Origin of the sequence: Arthrobacter sp. BPSS-3 (assembly GCF_044628475.1) — a bacterium.
Lineage (GTDB): Bacteria > Actinomycetota > Actinomycetes > Actinomycetales > Micrococcaceae > Arthrobacter.
The window spans coordinates 56,025-73,915 of the sequence record NZ_JBIMMV010000007.1 but is presented as its reverse complement, the minus strand read 5'-3'; the positions used below and the strand labels follow the sequence as shown (position 1 = coordinate 73,915).

General features: G+C 68.6%; 14 protein-coding genes. 10 read left to right on the top strand and 4 right to left on the bottom strand.

Going from position 1 to position 17,891, the window contains the following annotated elements:
* The first annotated feature begins 3 nt into the window (after positions 1 to 3).
* From ACFVY3_RS12005 to ACFVY3_RS11985, 5 genes are all read left to right on the top strand, one after another.
* Positions 4 to 1,944 (top strand): ABC transporter ATP-binding protein, encoded by a 1,941-nt coding sequence (locus ACFVY3_RS12005; protein ID WP_400159993.1) that lies wholly within the window; start codon positions 4 to 6, stop codon positions 1,942 to 1,944.
* Positions 1,945 to 1,997: 53 nt separating this feature from the next.
* Entirely contained in the window at positions 1,998 to 2,417 is a 420-nt protein-coding gene (locus tag ACFVY3_RS12000) for an acyl-CoA thioesterase (protein WP_400159992.1), read from the top strand.
* Between the two features lie 185 nt (positions 2,418 to 2,602).
* Complete coding sequence (locus tag ACFVY3_RS11995; protein WP_290258646.1) at positions 2,603 to 2,857, top strand: hypothetical protein; 255 nt, start codon at positions 2,603 to 2,605, stop codon at positions 2,855 to 2,857.
* A 92-nt stretch (positions 2,858 to 2,949) separates the two neighbouring features.
* Positions 2,950 to 5,181, top strand: coding sequence for an McrB family protein (locus ACFVY3_RS11990; protein ID WP_400159887.1), 2,232 nt, complete (start codon positions 2,950 to 2,952; stop codon positions 5,179 to 5,181).
* A gap of 76 nt (positions 5,182 to 5,257) precedes the next feature.
* Positions 5,258 to 6,454, top strand: a complete 1,197-nt coding sequence (locus ACFVY3_RS11985) for a restriction endonuclease (protein ID WP_364138847.1) — start codon at positions 5,258 to 5,260, stop codon at positions 6,452 to 6,454.
* Positions 6,455 to 6,469: 15 nt separating this feature from the next.
* Here ACFVY3_RS11985 and ACFVY3_RS11980 read toward each other — a convergent pair whose 3' ends face one another.
* The 3 genes from ACFVY3_RS11980 to ACFVY3_RS11970 form a co-directional block, all read right to left on the bottom strand.
* Entirely contained in the window at positions 6,470 to 6,727 is a 258-nt protein-coding gene (locus ACFVY3_RS11980; RefSeq protein WP_290258644.1) for a hypothetical protein, read from the bottom strand.
* A 241-nt stretch (positions 6,728 to 6,968) separates the two neighbouring features.
* The gene (locus ACFVY3_RS11975) at positions 6,969 to 7,481 is read right to left on the bottom strand and encodes a very short patch repair endonuclease (RefSeq protein WP_400159886.1); all 513 of its coding nucleotides are present in this window, start codon (positions 7,479 to 7,481) and stop codon (positions 6,969 to 6,971) included.
* Between the two features lie 74 nt (positions 7,482 to 7,555).
* A complete protein-coding gene (locus ACFVY3_RS11970; RefSeq protein WP_364138627.1) occupies positions 7,556 to 7,990 on the bottom strand; it encodes a pyridoxamine 5'-phosphate oxidase family protein in 435 nt (144 codons plus the stop codon).
* 161 nt (positions 7,991 to 8,151) lie between these two features.
* Here ACFVY3_RS11970 and ACFVY3_RS11965 point away from each other — a divergent pair, with 161 nt between their 5' ends.
* From ACFVY3_RS11965 to ACFVY3_RS11955, 3 genes are all read left to right on the top strand, one after another.
* Positions 8,152 to 8,829: a DUF6318 family protein gene (locus ACFVY3_RS11965; protein WP_400159885.1), complete on the top strand. Its 678-nt coding sequence runs from the start codon at positions 8,152 to 8,154 to the stop codon at positions 8,827 to 8,829.
* Positions 8,830 to 9,362: 533 nt separating this feature from the next.
* Positions 9,363 to 9,752 carry a hypothetical protein gene (locus ACFVY3_RS11960; RefSeq protein WP_400159884.1) on the top strand — a complete coding sequence of 130 codons (390 nt, stop codon included), beginning with the start codon at positions 9,363 to 9,365 and terminating at the stop codon, positions 9,750 to 9,752.
* A gap of 118 nt (positions 9,753 to 9,870) precedes the next feature.
* Positions 9,871 to 10,941 (top strand): alkene reductase, encoded by a 1,071-nt coding sequence (locus ACFVY3_RS11955; RefSeq protein ID WP_400159883.1) that lies wholly within the window; start codon positions 9,871 to 9,873, stop codon positions 10,939 to 10,941.
* 76 nt (positions 10,942 to 11,017) lie between these two features.
* Here the strand turns inward: ACFVY3_RS11955 and ACFVY3_RS11950 are convergent, their stop codons facing one another.
* Positions 11,018 to 14,671 (bottom strand): TM0106 family RecB-like putative nuclease, encoded by a 3,654-nt coding sequence (locus ACFVY3_RS11950; RefSeq protein ID WP_400159882.1) that lies wholly within the window; start codon positions 14,669 to 14,671, stop codon positions 11,018 to 11,020.
* A 137-nt stretch (positions 14,672 to 14,808) separates the two neighbouring features.
* Between ACFVY3_RS11950 and ACFVY3_RS11945 the strand changes: the two genes are divergently transcribed.
* Both ACFVY3_RS11945 and ACFVY3_RS11940 read left to right on the top strand, forming a co-directional pair.
* Entirely contained in the window at positions 14,809 to 15,390 is a 582-nt protein-coding gene (locus ACFVY3_RS11945; protein WP_400159881.1) for an SOUL family heme-binding protein, read from the top strand.
* Between the two features lie 14 nt (positions 15,391 to 15,404).
* Positions 15,405 to 17,810, top strand: a complete 2,406-nt coding sequence (locus tag ACFVY3_RS11940) for a Tex family protein (protein WP_400159880.1) — start codon at positions 15,405 to 15,407, stop codon at positions 17,808 to 17,810.
* Positions 17,811 to 17,891: the final 81 nt, after the last annotated feature.

The following is a 17,891-nucleotide window of genomic DNA, read 5'->3' as shown; positions in this document are numbered from 1 at the left end:
GGCATGTTCGGCGCGGTCCCGGCAAAGAAGGCCCAGCACTTCTGGCCCTCGGCGAAGCGCCTGATGGGCCTGCTGAAACCCGAACGCGCCGGCATCATCGCCGTCCTGGCGATGGTGACGGTCGCCGTCGTCCTCAACGTCGTCGCGCCCCGGATCCTCGGCCAGGCCATGGACGTGATCTTCGGCGGGGTCGTCGGCAAGCAGCTCCCGGCCGGGGCCACCAAGGACCAGTTCATCGCCGGGCTCCGTGCCCAGGGCCAGGACAACTTCGCGGACATGCTCTCCCGGATGGACGTGGTCCCCGGCGTCGGCATCGACTTCCAGAAGCTGGCGTTCCTCATCAGCGTGGTGCTGGTGATGTACTTCGTCGCCAACATCTTCCTCTGGCTTCAGGGCTACGTCCTCAACGTCCTGGTCATGCGGGTGGTGCGCCGGCTGCGGGATGACACCGAGAAGAAGCTCAACGCGCTGCCGCTGAACTACTTCGACACCCGCCAGCGCGGCGACATCCTCTCCCGCGTCACCAACGACGTCGACAACATCCAGCAGGCCCTGCAGCAGGCGTTCGCGCAGCTGGTGAACTCGGCGCTGACCGTGATCGGCATCGTCATCATGATGTTCATCGTGTCCTGGCAGCTGGCCCTGATCGCCCTCATCGCACTGCCGCTCTCCGGGGTGGCCGCCGGCGTCATCGGCGCGCGCAGCCAGAAGCTCTTCGCCGCGCAGTGGAAGAACACCGGCGACCTCAACGGCCAGATCGAGGAGTCCTTCTCCGGGCACGACCTGGTCCGGGTCTTCGGCCGCGACGCGGACATGCTGGCCCGCTTCGACGAACGGAACGAAGAACTCTACAAGGCCAGCTTCGGCGCCCAGTTCGTCTCCGGCATGATCATGCCGGTCATGCAGTTCGTCTCCTACCTCAGCTACGTGGGCATCGCCGTCGTCGGCGGCCTGCGCGTGGCCTCCGGCGGGATGAGCCTGGGCGACGCCACCGCGTTCATCCAGTACTCCCGCGAGTTCACCCAGCCGCTGGGGCAGATGGCCGGCATGGCCAACATGCTGCAGTCCGGCGTCGCCTCCGCCGAGCGCGTGTTCGAATTCCTCGACGCCGACGAGCAGGATCCGGAGACCGTTACGGACCAGCTGCCTGCCAGGACCGACGGTCACGTGGAGTTCAACCACGTCACCTTCAGCTACACCCCGGACAAGCCACTGATCGAGGACCTGTCCTTCACCGCCGAACCCGGCCACACCGTCGCGATCGTCGGACCCACCGGCGCCGGCAAGACCACGCTGGTGAACCTGGTGATGCGCTTCTACGAGCTCAACGCCGGCACCATCACCCTGGACGGCGTGGACATCACCCGGCTCAGCCGCGCCGAGCTCCGCTCCAAGGTGGGCATGGTGCTGCAGGACGCCTGGCTGTTCGGCGGCACCATCTACGAGAACATCCGCTACGGCAAGCTGGACGCCACCGAGGACCAGATCATGGCCGCCGCGAAGGCCACCTTCGTGGACCGCTTCGTCCGGGCCCTGCCGGACGGGTACGACACTGTCATCGACGAGGAAGGCAACAACGTCAGCGCCGGCGAGAAGCAGCTGATCACCATCGCCCGCGCCTTCGTAGCCGACCCGTCCCTGCTGATCCTGGACGAGGCCACCAGCTCGGTGGACACCCGAACCGAGGCCCTGGTCCAGAAGGCCATGGCCGCGCTGCGGACCGAACGGACCAGCTTCGTGATCGCGCACCGGCTCTCCACCATCCGGGACGCGGACACCATCCTGGTGATGGAGGCCGGCCGGATCGTGGAGCAGGGCCGGCACGCCGAGCTGCTCGAGAGCCAGGGTGCCTACTACCGGCTGTACATGTCCCAGTTCGCCGGCGAGGATGCGGAGGCGGCCCTGGCCGACGCCGCGGGCGGCCCGACGCCGGTGCACAGCTGAGCGCCGCGGCGGCCGGGGGAGCGGAGCCGCGCCGGCTGGAGGTGCGGGTGCCGATGCGCTGGGGCGACATGGACGCTTACGGCCATATCAACAACGTCCAGCTGGTCCGGATCCTGGAGGAAGCGCGCATCGCCGCCTTCGGGCCGCCCGGCGGCACCGGGCTGCCCGGCCTGGAGCCGGTGGTCCCGCTCTTCAGCGAGGTTCCCGCCGGCACCCTGGCGCTGGTGGTCGAACACCGCATCCGCTACGTCCGGACCTTGGAGTACCGCAACATCCCGGCCCTCGTGCAGCTCTGGATCGGCGCGGTCAAGGGTGCCAGCTTCGACATCCACTACCTGGTCCAGGACCCCGTCACCGGCGAGGACTGCGTGAAGGCCAGCAGCCACCTGGCGTTCGTGGACGAGGCCACCGGCCGGGTGGTGCGGCTGACCCCGGAGCAGAAGGCCAAGCTGGAGCAGTTCACCGCCCACTGACCGCGCGGACCCCCAACTGACTCGCACCTCAGGCCGTTGTGAGACCCCGGAACGGCCCCGGCTGCGAGTCAGTTGACCAAAAGGGATGGGGCGGGAGGCCCTTACCCCGGCCGCCCGCGCCGCCCTAGACTGGACGCGCCCCACGGGCATCGGCACCAGAACCGACCAAAGCGAGGAGCAGGACCATGGCCAAGCGAAGCAAGGCGGCGGGCAAAAAGAAGACGTGGAAGGAACTCTCGCCGATGGCGAAGTTCGGCACCGTCACGGCGGCCCTCGTGCAGCTTTCCCTCCTGGTCGCGGCGCAGCGGGACATCTCCCGCCGGCCGGCCGAGGAAATCCGCGGCAGCAAGGCGCTCTGGCGGGTCGCCACGCTGGTGAACTTCGTCGGACCCGGCAGCTATTTCACCTTCGGCGTGAAGCGCAGGGCCGGCGGCAAGTAGCCCGCCCGGGCGCCCCGAGAACGCCCCGGACGGCCCGGCGGCGGGCCGGCCCGTGATGCGGGCGTTCAGCTTAAGCCTGTAAATTGGAGGGCATGACCCCCCACAAAAAGCCTGCCATGCACCGCGCCCTCGGCATCTCCAAGGAAATCGAAGACGCGGCGTGGTTTGTGCTCGGCCCGGGTCTGCTCGGCAAGGCCTCGCCGCTGGACGGCCGCACCCGGACCTGGTCCGTGGCCGCCGCCTCGGAGCTGCTGGAGCGGCTGGAACGGGGCATCCCGGACCCCAAGGCGCCCATGATGACCAACCTGCGGGAAAACCTTGAGGGGGCCACCCGCGGCGCGAAGCAGCTCGCCGTCGAACTGCTCTTCCTTCAGTCCCTCCCGCTGGCCCACGAGGTCAAGTCCCTCAAGGTCAAGCGCGCCCGCGTGGCCGAGGCCGCGTCTTGGCTCGAGCCTCCGCTGGACCTGCCGGAGGAGCTCTACGCCGGCATGACGGACCACGGTGTGATTCGGGACCGCACCGCCGAGTTCAACTGGACCATCTGGGACCACCTGAAGTGGCTCTGCCGCTTCGTCCGCCACGTCGCGCAGCGTCCCGCCGGCGTCGTGCAGGCCGCCATCAAGGACCCGCTGGCGTTCCACGAGCTGACCATGGGCACCCCGGATGACCAGCCGGCGATCCGCCGCAGCATCGAATTCCTGGTCTGGCCGGCCTACTTCGAACCGATCGTGGCCGACGTCGAACGCCAGGAGATCCGCGACGCGTTCGCCTCCCTGGTCGGCGGCGCGAAGGGCGATTCGGATGAGGAGATCTCCGCCGACATCCACCGGATCCGCCTGCACCTGGACGAACAGGCCGGCCAGCGGATCGACTGGTACTCCCGGCAGCTGGTCAGCCAGTGGCGCAAGGTGGGGGACCCCGGCCGCCGCGCCTGGCTGCTGCGCAGCCACCACGACAACGCCGAGCTGCTCGCCGCGTGGCAGGACGAGGAAGCGGTGACGCTCGACGTCGAACACCTCCGCCAGCTTGACCCGGGCGTCACCGCGGGCCTGGTCCAGCACGCCGTCGACGAGGACTACAAGCACCTGAGCTACGTCGAGCGCGAGGACACCAAGACCGCCGTCTTCGCCTTCCTGACCGTCATGAAGCCGGGCGACCTCACGCTCTACCAGAGCGCCGGCGCGGTCCGCGTGGGCGTGGTGCTGGGCGAACCCGAACAGAACGAGGACAACCGCCGGCTGCGCCGCAAGGTCCGCTGGTTCGACGGCGACCACCAGCTCGCCGAGCTGCCCCGGCACGTGCAGCGGCAGCTGGCCAGCTCCGGCGTTGTCGTGGACGTCACCCGCGTGATCCAGGCGCTTGAGGCGCTGCTCCCGGCCGAGGCGGAGGGCGATGCCGCAGACGGCGCCGAGCCGGCCGCCGTCGTCGAACCCCCGTGCGAGGGCTTCCGTCCCCTGACCCCGGAGTTCGCCGCGACCCTGCACATGGACCTGGAGCCGCTCCAGGAAATCGCCGAAATGCTGGAGGAGAACCGGCAGCTGGTGCTGTACGGCCCGCCCGGCACCGGCAAGACCTACCTGGCCAAGCACCTCGCCGCTGAACTCGCCGGCGACACCGGGGACGAGCGGGTCAAGCTGGTGCAGTTCCACCCCTCCTACGCCTACGAGGACTTCTTCGAGGGCTACCGGCCGGATAAGACCGACGAGGGCCAGGTCTCCTTCAAGCTGGTGGCCGGGCCGCTGCGCCGGCTGGCCGAGGAAGCCGCGAAGCCGGGCAACGAGAAGAAGCCCTACTTCCTGATCATCGATGAGATGAACCGCGCCAACCTGGCGAAGGTCTTCGGCGAGCTGTACTTCCTGCTGGAGTACCGCGACGACCGGATCTACCTGCAGTACAGCCCCACCGAGCCGTTCTCGCTGCCGGACAACCTCTACATCATCGGCACCATGAACACGGCAGACCGCTCCATCGCCATGATGGACGCCGCGATCCGGCGCCGGTTCTCCTTCATCGAGCTGCACCCCAGCACCGAACCGGTCAAGGGGACGCTGCTGCGGTTCCTGCAGGCCCGCGGCCTCGACACGACGCCGGCGCTGCTGCTCGATGAGCTGAACAACGCGATCGACGAGTGGGACCGGGACCTGATGATCGGACCGTCCTACTTCATGAAGAAGGCTGCCCAGACCCCCGCCGGGCTGCGGCGGATCTGGAAGTACGAACTGATGCCGCTGCTCGAGGAGCACTACCACGGTCAGCTGAACCGCGCCCAGCTGCAGGAGCGGTTCGGGCTCGAGCAGTTGATGGGTCGCCTTGCCCGCGTCTAGCGCCCTCCGGGACGGGTACGCCCAGCCGCCGGGCGCCGGGCAGGCCGCCGGGCAGCCGGCCGTCCGGCAGATCGCCATGGACGAGCTGTCCCAGGGCGTGGTGGAGCGCCTCGATCCCGGCAGCGCCGCGTACATCAACGGCAGCGGCCTGGCCAAGGCGTCGCCGCTGGGCATGGGCCTGTTCCGGATCGAACCGGTCGGGAAGGTCGGCTCGGTCCGCACCCCCACCGTCCAGCTGGAGGTCCGGCCCAAGGAGCGCCTCGGCCTGGCCCGGCTGCTGTTCCTGCTCGGCTACACCGAGAACCAGGGCTTCCGCGATGACGCCGTCGCCGCCGTGGAGGACGCCGAACTCTGGAGCGCCCTGGCCGAGTCCCTGGCCCAGCTCGCCGACCGGGCGTTGAGCCGAGGCGTCTTGCAGGGGTACCTGAACGTGGATGAATCGCTGCGGACGGTCAAGGGCAGGATCCGGATCTCGGACCAGATTTCCCGCCGGCCCGGCATGCTGGTGCCCCTGGAGGTCTCCTACGATGAATTCACCGAGGACATCCCGGAAAACCGGATCCTGCGCGCGGCCTTGGAGCGGATGTCGCAGGTGCCGGGGGTCCGGGCGGACGTATTGAGCCGGCTGCGGCGGTTGAAGGGCAAGCTCGACGCGGTCACCCGGCTGCAGTCCGGGGCGCCGCTGCCGCCGTGGCGGGCCAGCCGGATGAATGTCCGTTACCACCCGGCGCTGCGCCTGGCCGAACTGATCCTGCGCAACGCCTCGGCCGAGGCCGGCGACGGCAAGCAGCAGGCGGCGTCGTTCGTCGTCGACATGTCCAAGGTGTTTTCCGACTTCGTGGGCGTCGCCCTGCGCGAGGCGATGGGTGCATTTCCGGGGGAGATGCGGCTGCGGTACAACGCCATGTTGAACGAGGCGGTGGACGACGCGGACCGGATCATGGTCCAGCCGGGCGCCGTGCACCTGCTCGGCGGCCGCCCCGTGATGGTGTACGACGCCAAGTACCAGGCCGCGTCCGACGTCGGCGCGTCCCTCTCGGGGGACCACTACCGGATGCTGGCCTACTGCACGTCCCTGCGGGTGCCCACCGCGTGGCTGATCTACCCCGGGTCGGGGGAGATCAAGCTGCGCCGGATACTGAACACGGACATCGACGTGGTGGAGTTCCCGCTTGACCTGTCCCAGCCGCCCGCGCAGATTCTCGCCTCGGTGGCGGACCTTGCCCAGCAGTCCTGGGGCGAAGTCGTACGTCAGGCAACCATCAGCCGCTAGGCCGGTGGCCTGTGGTTAGGCCGTGCCGTCCTGCACGGTGGTGGAAACCGAGAGCAGGTGGTTCAGCAGGGCCTTCTCGGGCTGGCCCGGATTGTCCGCCACGTGCTGGCGGAGACGTTCGCGGACGAGTGCCTCGTCGGGGTTCTCGTCGGAAAGAATGGCGTCGATGATGTCGGTCACCTGCCTGCGGAGGGGATCGAGCTCCGACGCGGCCTCCGGACTGCGAACCGCGTGCAGCGGGCGGGCCTCGGTGGACAACAATAGGTGTGGCATCGTGCTTCTCCTGAGGAGTGAGTAGTACCCCCACGTACTGACCGATAGAGTCCTAGTTCCCCGAATGCCGAGTTTAGCCCAGGTGCGCAAGACTGTCTCTGGGCATAGTCCAGATATTTCCGTCGCGAGCATACCGGCACAGATCAGTTCCCCCGAAATCGTCACAAATCCACGACGGCGGGTTGCAGCAAACCGGCGCTGGGGCAGTGCCGGCGAAGCCGAGATTACCGGCCGGTAGGGCCTAGGACGCGGAGGCGGTCCTCGAAGGGTTCGGCGGCGTGTCGTGCGTCACGTCGGCGCCGGGGGCGCGGTGCTTTGTGGTGCCGGCCGTTTCCGGGCCGAGGAAGGATTCCAGCTCGGCTTCCAGCGCGGGGAGATCTTTGATGCCGCACTCCCAGAGGGTGAGGACCTCCCAGCCCAGGTCTTCGAGCCGCTGGCGCTGTTCGGCGTCGCGGGCCTTCGTGCGGCTGCGTTTGGTGTCCCAGAATTCGGCGTTGCTCTTGGGTGCGTGCTGGCCCACGCGGCAGTCGTGGAAATGCCAGAAGCAGCCGTTGACGAAGATGACCTTGCGCCGGCCGGCGAATACGAGGTCCGGGTTGCCCGGGAGCTTGCCGCCCCGGGCGGTGCCGTGGAGGCGGTAGCGGTAGCCCTTGGCGTGCAGCAGCCTTCGGACCAGGAGCTCTGGTTTGGTGTTCTTGCCCCGGATGCGGGACATGTTCCAGCTGCGCCGCTCCGGGGTCAGACTGTCCGCCATGCGTTAAGTCTAGGCAGGGCTGCCGGCTGCGGCCGGCCCTGCCTCTGGTGGTTGGTTCTTCCTGCGGCTCGGCCTTAGATGTCCCGTTCCGGATGTTCGCCGAACTGGAAGTGGCGTCCACTGACGGCGGTGGGGGCGATCTCGACGTAGAAGTCCTTGAGGGTGGGGACCCAGGGCTTGAGCTCCAAGGCCTCTGCGGCGGCGATCTCGGCGGAGTGTTCCAGGGTGCGGGCCGTGCCGCGCACCACCACCGACCACGCTTCTTCGGAGAGGATGCCGTCTGTTTCGAAGAGGACCTTGGCGTTGATGGTCAGCTCGGCAAGTTTATTGCCGGGGGCGGTGCGGAGATAAAGCTTTCGGTCTGCGACGGCGTAATTCACCGGGAAGATGTCCGGCTCGCCGCCGACGGTGACCACCAGACGCCCGTGCTTGGTGCCCTCGACGAGTTTCCAACATTGATCCTCGGTCAGAGTCAGGATCGGTTGACCTTCAGCGTGTTCGAACATCATGGGCCCATTCTTCTATCCGGCGTAGAGGGACGCCAGAGGCCGAAAGGAACTGTTTGGCCGGGATGTGGGCGGTCCGAATGATCTGTGGATAACTCTTACCGGGGGCCTGCGGTTCAGTTACCCTTAGGCATTGTTTGGATTTCAGGCGTCATGATTTTCTATTGGGGGATCAGCTGAACATGCCATTTCATAGTCCAATGCCCCGCCGGCTCAGCGCCGCAGTCGCCCTCTTTCTTGCCGCCCTGGTCGGTACGACGGCCTGCTCGGGCGGACAGTCCCCGCCGGCGCCGACGACGGCGGCCCCCGTGGAGTCGACCGCGTCCGCATCGCCGGGAACGACGTCGGCCACGCCCACTGCCGCTCCCGCCTACAAACCGGCCGATGCCTCCGGCCGCGCCCAGAATGTCCCCGTCCCGGTCTTGCCCGAGGCCGCCAAAGCCGAGACCAAGGAAGGACTCGAGGCCTTTGCGAAGTATTGGTATTCGACCCTGAACTACGCGTATGAGACCGGCGATCTGACGCCGATTGGCTCCATCTCTGATCCGTCCTGTGCTCTGTGCGGACGCGTCTTTCCCGGCATCCAAAAGTGGAATGCAGACGGAAAATGGATAATCGGAAGCACAGTGGCAGTGCAGGCCGCTCAATCGAAATTTGTTCGAACTGCCGACGGCAGTTTTCAGGTTGTCATCCAATCGCAGCAGCAATCCGGTTCACTCCGAAATGCTGATGGAACCGAAGCGCAACAGGTGCAGCCCTCGACTGTTCTTGGTGATCTAATGATCGCCAAATTTGCTAACGGAGAGTGGAAGGCACTTAACGTCGACCGGCTCGGGTCATAGCCTTGGCCAAGTCTCGAGGCCTAGCGACCGTTGTCAGGTCTTGCGTCCTGTCAGCAATCTTGGCTGTAGGGATAGTGGCCGGACCGGCAATCGCGGGTGACTCTGAGGTGTCTTGGGGCGCTTCCGGTATAGGCGTGTGGCGCTATGACGAAGTAAGCGGGGTGTGGCTCGACATTCCTGGCACGGCACCACAAGATCCAAATGTCTACAAGTTCGAGTACCTCTGTTTGGACACTACTAAAAACAACTTCGACATCGCTTGCCTGGGCGGCGCCGTCAGATGCGACAAGGCTCCGGACGGCAGACCCGTGCGGTGGTACGCATCCTTGAGAGTCTTTTCGCCCCCCGTCTGGGCGGCACTGCAGCCCGATAGATGCGTCTATTCGGAGAAGCCCGAGGACGTGCTTGGCAAGATTGCCGGCCAGATTGCAGCCAAGTTTCAGCAACTCCCAGTAAGTCCTGGAACATCCGTCGTCCAGCCGAGCCCCCACACCCTCAAGGGAGCCGAAACTAATTTCTATGCGGAAGCGGAAGTGCAAGCTTTCGACGTCGACATGTTCGGACAGGCCGTCCGCGTCATCGCCACCCCCGTCCAGTACACCTGGACGTACGGCGACGGCACCTCGCTGGGACCCACCCCGGCGGCCGGCGGCCCACTGCCGCAGGAACGCTGGGGAGAGAAGACCTCCACCAGTCACGCGTACGCCGAGACCGGTGACTTCGGCGTCGTCCTCACCACCCACTTCCAGGGAACGTATTCCGTCAACGGCGGCCCCCCGCTGCCCATCCCCGGGCAGGGGCAGTTCAGCGGTCCCTCGCAGACCGTCAGCGTGTGGCGGTCCATCACCCGGAACTTTGCCGACGACTGCCTCCGCAACCCGCAAGGCCAAGGCTGCCCCGCCGGACCGTCACCGTCGCCGTAATCGCCTTATCGACCTGTAACCCCAGCCTGAGGAAAGTGATTCGAGTCTCAGCCGGAATAGTTGCACGCGCCTCCTTGCTGTTCTACGTGGACATCATCCACAGCGAAAGGAACCGCGCATGCTGTTTTCCACTTTGACCGTTGGCCAAATGGAGCTCCCGAACCGACTCGTCATGGCGCCGCTGACGCGCCTGCGCTCCGGCAAGGAAGGCGTCCCGGGCCCGCTGGTGGCCGAGCACTACCGGCAGCGCGCATCGCTCGGCCTGATCGTCAGCGAGGGCACCTACCCCAGCGAAGCCGGCCGCGGCTTCCCGGGCCAGCCCGGCCTGGTCACCGAGGAACAGCTCAAGGGCTGGGCCGACGTCACCGCCGCCGTTCATGCCGAGGGCGGCCGCATCTTCGCCCAGGTCATGCACGCCGGCCGTGTCACCCACGAGGCCACCACCGGCGGCCATGAGGTCGTCGCCCCCAGCGCCATCGCGATCGACGGCGTCACCCGCACCTACGAAGGCAAGCAGTCCTTCCCGGTACCGCGCGCCCTCACCACCGACGAACTGCCGTCTATCCGCGACGAATTCGTCCGCGCATCCCGCAACGCCATCGAGGCGGGCTTCGACGGCGTCGAGCTGCACTCGGCAAACGGCTACCTGCTGCACGAATTCCTGACCCCCGCCGCCAACCAGCGCGATGACATCTACGGCGGTTCTCCGGAGAACCGCGCACGCTTCGTCATCGAGGTGGCCCAGGCCGTCGTCGACGCCGTGGGCGCGGACCGCGTGGGCATCCGCATCTCCCCGGAGCACAACGTCCAGGGTGCCACCGAGACCGATGCAGCCGACGTCCGCGAAACGTACGGCATCTTGGTGGACGCCCTTTCGCCGCTGAAGCTGGCTTACCTGAGCGTCCTGCACAAGGACGCCGACAGCGGGCTGGTCAAGGACCTGCGCGCCCGCTTCGACGGCCCGTTCCTGCTGAACACGGGCTTCGGCGTCATCACCACCCGTGACGAGGCCGTCTCGCTGGTCGCCGACGGCCACGCCGACGCCGTCGTCGTGGGCCGCCCGGCCATCGCAAACCCGGACCTGGCCCGCCGCTGGCGTGAAGGGCTGCCGGTCAACGAGCCGGACCAGTCCACGGTCTACGCCGACGGCGCCGAGGGTTACACGGATTACCCGTTCTACCAGAACTAAATCCCGGCGGCCCTGAATGCAACGGGGTGCCATCAGGCGGCGGAGAGGAAGTGCCTTCCTCCCCGCCGCCTGGCGTTTAACTCCCGGTACCGGTCCCCACCGAGCGCTGGCACAGGGCAATGAAGTTGCCCAGTTGCTCCAGCGACGCCGGCTGCGGCGGCAGATAGTGGGTAAGCTCCGGCGACCGGACGATCACGGCGCGCCACTGCCCCCGGGACACGGCCACATTGATCCTGTTGCGGGAGAGCAGGAATTCCATGCCGCGCGGTGCGTCGGCCACGGCCGAGCAGGCCATCGACACCAGCACCACCGCCGCCTCCTGGCCCTGGAACTTGTCCACCGTGCCCACCCGGACCCCGCCCAGGCCGGCACGGCTCAGCGCCTCGCGGATGAGGTTGACCTGGGCGTTGTAGGCGGCCACCACCAGGATGTCCTCGGTGCCCAACGGCCGGCTCTCCTTCGGGGAGTGCCACATCAGGCCGAGGTGCCGCCTGACCTGGCGGACGACTTCCGCCGCTTCCTCCGGGGACGAAGTGGTGTTTCCGAAGTGCGGGACCATGACCGTCTCGATTCCGGCCGGGACCCCGTCGAGGTGGCGCTGGTCGGCTGCCGACGCCGACCGCAGCCGGCCGTCGTAGGCGAGCTCTGAGACGGCCCGGCAGAGCGCCGAGTTCATCCGCCAGGAGTCGGCCAGGAAGTAGCCGAGCTCCGGCGGGAGTGTCGCGTGCCCCGCGGAGATCCAGCCGAGCGCCGATTCGTCCACGGGCTCCGGGTGCTGGCCCTGGCTGACCTGCGGCAGTTGCTGCGGGTCGCCGAGCAGCAAGAGTCTGCTGCTGGCCTGCGCCACCGCCAGGGTGTTGGCCAGCGAGAACTGCCCGGCCTCGTCGATCACCAGCAGGTCCAGGGCTCCAGCCGGGACGGTGGCGCCGGTTAGGGTCCAGGCGGTGCCGCCGATCAGAGCCCCACCCCGCGAGGCGAGCAGCGCGGACACGTCCTTTGCGCTCCGGGCCTCCCAGGGGAGCGGCTCGGAGTGCTTCACGTCCTTGGCCACGAGGGCGGGGCTCACGCCGGCCGAAATGGCGGTGCCGAGGAGGTGCTCCACCACGGAGTGGGATTGTCCGACGACGCCGATCTTCCAGCCGCGCTCGACCAGCCGGGCGATGACGCGGGCACCCACGTAGGTCTTTCCCGTCCCGGGCGGGCCCTGCACGGCAAGGTAGGAGCGCTCCAGACCCAGCACGGCGCCGGTGATGACGTCGATAAACCGGTTCGGCCCCTCCCCGGGCTGCGGCAACGGTGAGCCTCCCGCCAGCCGGGGCGGCAGCCTGCGGACGAGATCGAGGGCCGGGTGCCGCGGAAGGGTTCCCGACTCCAGCCCCGCGGCGACGTCGGCGGCCAACGTTTCCAGCGCCTGCTCCAGGCTCTTGGTGGCGATCGGCTGGTCCTCGGTGAGCGCGATCGGCATGTCAGTGTAAGGCTCGATGTTTCGGTGCAGCCGGTCCCGGATGATGACCGTGTCCTTGCCGTCCTCGTCACCCAGTTCCAAGACTTCGGTGCCGAACCAGCCGTTGCGGCCGGTCCCGCTCTTGCCGGTGCTTTCAAGTCCGGCGGGCAGCGGGTGGCCGTACATCCGGAACCACTTGCTGCCCTCACGCAGGTCCGATCCCGGGCTGATGGTGCCGGTCAACTTCACCCGGCGCTCCGGCAGTTTCCGGCCTTCCCGATGCCAGTCGTCCAGGATCTCCGCGGTTTCGACCAGGAAGACGTTCCGGTCTTCACCATGGGTGTCCGGTCCCAGCTCGCATCGGTCGAAATGAGCCCACCAGAACGATTTCCGTTCCCTCCGGTGGTAACTGACGGCGGCGGCCAGCATGGCGACGGCCTTGCGGTCGTCCTCGGCCAGCCCCGAGTCGGGTGCGGCGAAACGGAGGAGTGTGGCCTCGGCCGGGCCCACCGGCTCCGCGGCACCCGCTTCATCTCCGCCGCCGTCGGCAGCTACCGCTCCGGCGGAGCCGGACCCCGCAGCCGAGCTGTCGCCAGCCGTCGCCGGACCGTTCCTACCGTCCGCCGCGGGGGAGATGCCGCGTTCGGCCGCCCGCCGCAGAAGCCAGTCCCGCAGCTCCAGGGTCGAGAGGCAGTCGTACTCGTTGTAGTCCGAGATCCCGGCCAGAATCGCCGCCGCCTCCTCGTCCCGTCCGGCGTCGCGAGCCTCGCAGTACTGGGCGTAGGCCACCACGGAGGCGCCCGCGTCCTTGACGTCCCCGGTGCGGAGGTTGCTGCCCATGTAGAGCGGCTCGAGCCGCTTGATGCTGTAGGAGTTCTCCGAGATCCGAATGCTGTTGCGGACCGTCTGGTACAGGTCCACCAGCAGTCCGTCGCGCAGCCACTGGTCCACGGTGTCCTCGCCGGCGACGTGCTGCACCGAGAGCTTCCGGAGCGCCGTTTTCTCGTACGGCGCGTAGTGGTAGACGTGCATGTCGGGAAACTCGCTGCGGCGCTTCTCGACGTAGTCCAGGAAGTCCAGGAACGCCTGCTTCTCCGCCTCCCGGCTGTGTGCCCAGAACGGACGGAAGACCCCCGGTATGCCGGGCGAGACGGGCGCCTCGATGACGCCGAAGAGGTATTCCAGCCCCCATATCCCGGTGGCCGCGTCCTGCCAGAGCGGGTCGCCCTCGAAGTCGAAGAAGATGTCCCCGGGGCTGGGCGGCGGCAGTTCCGCCAGCGTGTTCTGACCCAGCACGGCGTAGCGCAGCGTGTGCTCCTCGCCGTCCTTGCGGTAAGTGACCTCCCCGTCTACCGGGCCGCGCCCGCTCTGGATCCGGGCCTGTTCCTGCAGCCGCAGCAGCGTGGAGGAGGCGCCGGTCAGGTTGGCCTCCGCGAGCTGCGCCACCGTGAAAATACCCAGTGCGTGCAGGTTTTTCCGCTGCACCGCGTTCATCCGCGCCACGAGCAGCAGGTCGTCCGTGGCGGCCACCTGCTCCCGGCAGTAGTCGCAGCGTCCGCAGGCGCTGATCCCCTCCGCGCCCCAGGCGACGGTCCCGGGCCGGGCCGCGTGCGCCCCGGTCAGGGTAAGGAACCGTTCGCGCCGTTCCCGGAAGACGGGCAGGATGTCCGCAAGTTTGTGGTGGCTGCGAACGTAGTCGAAGCCGCCGCCGGGCAGGGGGACCGTGGCGCCAAGGACCAGGGTCACGGCCGGGGCGACGTCGATGCCGGCCTTGAGCAGCTGGTCACCGTAGGCGGCCAGCTGCAGCAGGGCGGTCACCTTGGCGTGGCGGGCCAGCTTGGTGTCGAACACCGCGTAGGCGCCGTCTCCCTGCCGGACCAGGAAGTCGGAACGGCCGTGGAACTGCCCGTCGAAGAAGGCGGCCTGGAAGACGACGTCGGCGTCGGCCCCCAGCGCCGCGATCGACTCCTCGTGCTTGGCCACCAGGGTGGCGCGCTCCATGCCCTCGGCGGGAACGACGTCGTACACCCCGGCCCCGCGGGCAGCATCCCAGGGGCCGAACTCCGCGACGAAGGTGTCCAGCACCTTGTGTTCGTGCACGTCGCCCAGCGCAGCCGCGTGCCGGAGCATCTCGTCCGGGCCGAAGTCGGCCTTCGCCGCCCGGCCGAGCTTCTCGTCCAGCTTGCGCAACAACTGATATTCGCACTCTGCGGCCACCACCAGGTCGCTCGCGGAGTAGACCAGGTCCGGGGCCGCGCCGGGTACTTCCGGTTCAAGGAAAAACACTGTGTCCCCGCCTCGTCTCTGTCCGCCGTGCCTCTTTTGCCAAGCTACCAAAGCCCACCGACAACAAAGCCGCCGGGCCCCTGGCACGCGGCCAGGTCTGGCCGCGCCGCGAGGACCGGCGTAGGGTCGGTACGACCATGACCGAACAGCAGCCCTTTGACCTGGTGCGGAGCTATCCGCACTTCGAACTCCGCCGCTACCCTGCCCACGTCGTGGCCGAGGTGCAGGTCAACGCCCGGTTCGACCGGGCCGGAAACGCGGCCTTCCGCTACCTCTTCAATTACATCAGCGGCGCCAACACCGCCGGGCAGAAGGTGGCCATGACCGCCCCGGTACTGCAGGCTTCCGGATCCGGGCAGAAAATCGCCATGACCGCACCCGTGCTGCAGCAGGGTCCCCTGCCGGGCAGCGACGGCCCGGCGGACTTCGCCGTGGCGTTCGTGCTCCCGGCCGGCATGACGGCGGAGACGGCGCCGGTGCCCACCAGCCCCGAGGTGCACATCCGCTCCGTGCCCGGGTCCCTGGCCGCGGCCGTCCGGTTCTCCGGCGCCGGAACCGAGGACGCGTTCCGGCGCCGCCTCGAGGGCCTGCACGCGGCGCTGGCCCTCGCCGGTCTTACCCCCGTGGGACCGCCGCGGTTCGCCCGGTTCGACCCGCCGTTCAAGCCCTGGTTCCTGCGCCATAACGAGGTGGTCCAGGACGTGCGGGAGCCCGGATAGGGCAAAATGGCTGGGTGAACTCCAGCTCCCAGCACCGTCCAGCCACCGCCATCGAGACCCTCATTGCCGAGGAGCTGGGCGTCAAAGCCTGGCAGGTCGCGGCCGCGGTAGCCCTGCTCGACGGCGGCTCCACGGTGCCCTTCATCGCCCGGTACCGCAAGGAAGCCACCGGCACCCTGGATGATACGCAGCTGCGCACCCTGGAGGAGCGCCTCCGCTACCTGCGCGAACTCGAGGACCGCCGCCGGACCATCCTCGAAGCGATCGCCGCCCAGGGCGCCCTGACCCCGGAACTGGAGGCAGCCGTCGTCGGGGCCGAGACCAAGTCCCGGCTCGAAGACATCTACCTGCCGTTCAAATCCAAGCGCCGCACCAAGGCCCAGGCCGCCCGCGAGGCCGGGCTGGAGCCGCTCGCGGACACGCTGCTCCGGCACCCGGACCGCGACCCGGAGCGGGAGGCGGCCCGCTACCTCAACCCCGAGCACGCCGTTGGGGACGCCGCCGCCGCACTCGCCGGCGCCCGGTCCATCCTGGTCGAACGCGTCGCCCAGGACGCCGACCTCGCCGAGACGCTGCGGGAGCGGCTCTGGACACAGGGCCGGATGGTTTCCCGCGTGAAGAAGGGCAAGGAGGCGGAGGGCCAGAAGTTCAAGGACTACTTCGAGTTCGCCCAGACTCCGGCCGGCATGCCCTCCCACCGGGTCCTCGCGCTGCTGCGCGGCGAGAAGGACGGCGTGCTGGAGCTGGACCTGAGCGAGGCGGCCCCGGACGACGACGCCGCCCTGGCCGCCGCCCGCGCCCGCTACGAGGCCGCCGTGGCCAGGTTCCTCGGCGTCGCCGACCGCGGCCGGCCCGCCGACGCCTGGCTGCTGCAGACCGCGCAGCAGGCGTGGCGCTCCCGGGTCCTGACCCGGCTGAGCGGTGACCTGCGGAGCCGGATGTTCGCCGCCGCGGAGGACGAGGCCGTGCGTGTCTTCGCCGCGAACCTCCGCGACGTGCTGCTCGCCGCCCCGGCCGGGAACAAGGCCACCCTGGGCCTGGACCCGGGACTGCGGACCGGTGTGAAGGTCGCCGTCGTGGACGGCACCGGCAAGGTCGTCGCCACGGACACGGTCTACCCGCACGCACCGGCCCGGAAATGGGACGAGGCGCTCCGCACTCTCACCGCCCTGGCCCGCAAACACGAGGTAGAGCTGGTTGCGATCGGCAACGGCACCGCCTCCCGGGAGACGGACAAGCTCGCGGCCGAATTGATCAAGCAGCTCGGTGCCGGAGGCGCCCCGCAGAAGCTCGTCGTCTCCGAGGCCGGTGCGTCCGTCTACTCCGCCTCGGCGCTCGCCGCAGCGGAGCTGCCCGGAATGGACGTTTCCCTGCGCGGCGCCGTCTCGATCGCCCGGCGGCTGCAGGACCCGCTCGCGGAGCTGGTGAAGATCGAACCCAAGTCGATCGGCGTCGGCCAGTACCAGCACGACGTGACGGCGTCGAAGCTGGACCGCAGCCTGGACGCCGTCGTCGAAGACTGCGTGAACGCGGTCGGCGTGGACGTCAACACCGCCTCCCCGGCGCTGCTCAGCCGGGTGGCTGGCGTCGGGCCGCTGCTGAGCGAGAACATCGTGGCGTACCGGAACGAGCATGGGCCCTTCGCCAAGCGCAGCGAGCTGAAGAAGGTCCCCCGGCTGGGTGCCAAGGCCTTCGAACAGTGCGCCGGGTTCCTGCGGATCAGCGGGGGAGCGGAGCCGCTGGATGCCTCCAGCGTCCACCCGGAGTCCTACCCGCTGGCGCGCCGGATCAAGGCCGCCGCCGGTGCAGGCAGCGTCGCGGTGCTGAACCCGCAGGACTTCGTGGACGGCAGCTTTGGCTTGCCCACGGTGCGGGACATCATCGCCGAACTGGACAAGCCCGGCCGTGACCCGCGGCCCGAGTTTGCCGCGGCGAGCTTCCGCGAGGGCGTGGAGAAGATCTCGGACCTGGTGCCGGGCATGGTGCTGGAGGGGACGGTCACCAACGTGGCGGCGTTCGGCGCGTTCGTCGACGTTGGGGTGCACCAGGACGGGCTGGTCCACGTCTCCGCGCTGGCCAACCGGTTCGTCGCCGACCCCCATGAGGTGGTCAAGTCCGGCCAGGTGGTCCGGGTCAAGGTGCTCGAGGCCGACCCCGAGCGCAAGCGCATCTCCCTAACGTTGCGGATCGACGACGAACCCGGCGGCGGTGCACCGCGCCAGGGCGGCGGGAGTGAGCGCGGGGGCCAGGCCGGCGGTGCACCGCGCCAGGGCGGCGGCGACCGGCGGGGCGTGGCCGGCGGCGAGCGTCGGGGCCAGCGCGGGCCACGGCCGGCGTCGGCTCCGAAGGCGCCTGCCGCCCCGGCGCCGGGGAACACGGCGATGGCCGAAGCCCTTCGGCGGGCGGGACTAGGGGAGTAGCGCCTACCGTTCGTCGCGAAAATGCTACCGCTCATCGTGAAACCGCCCGTCGTGACGTCGGAACCTCGACGCCGCCGTGTG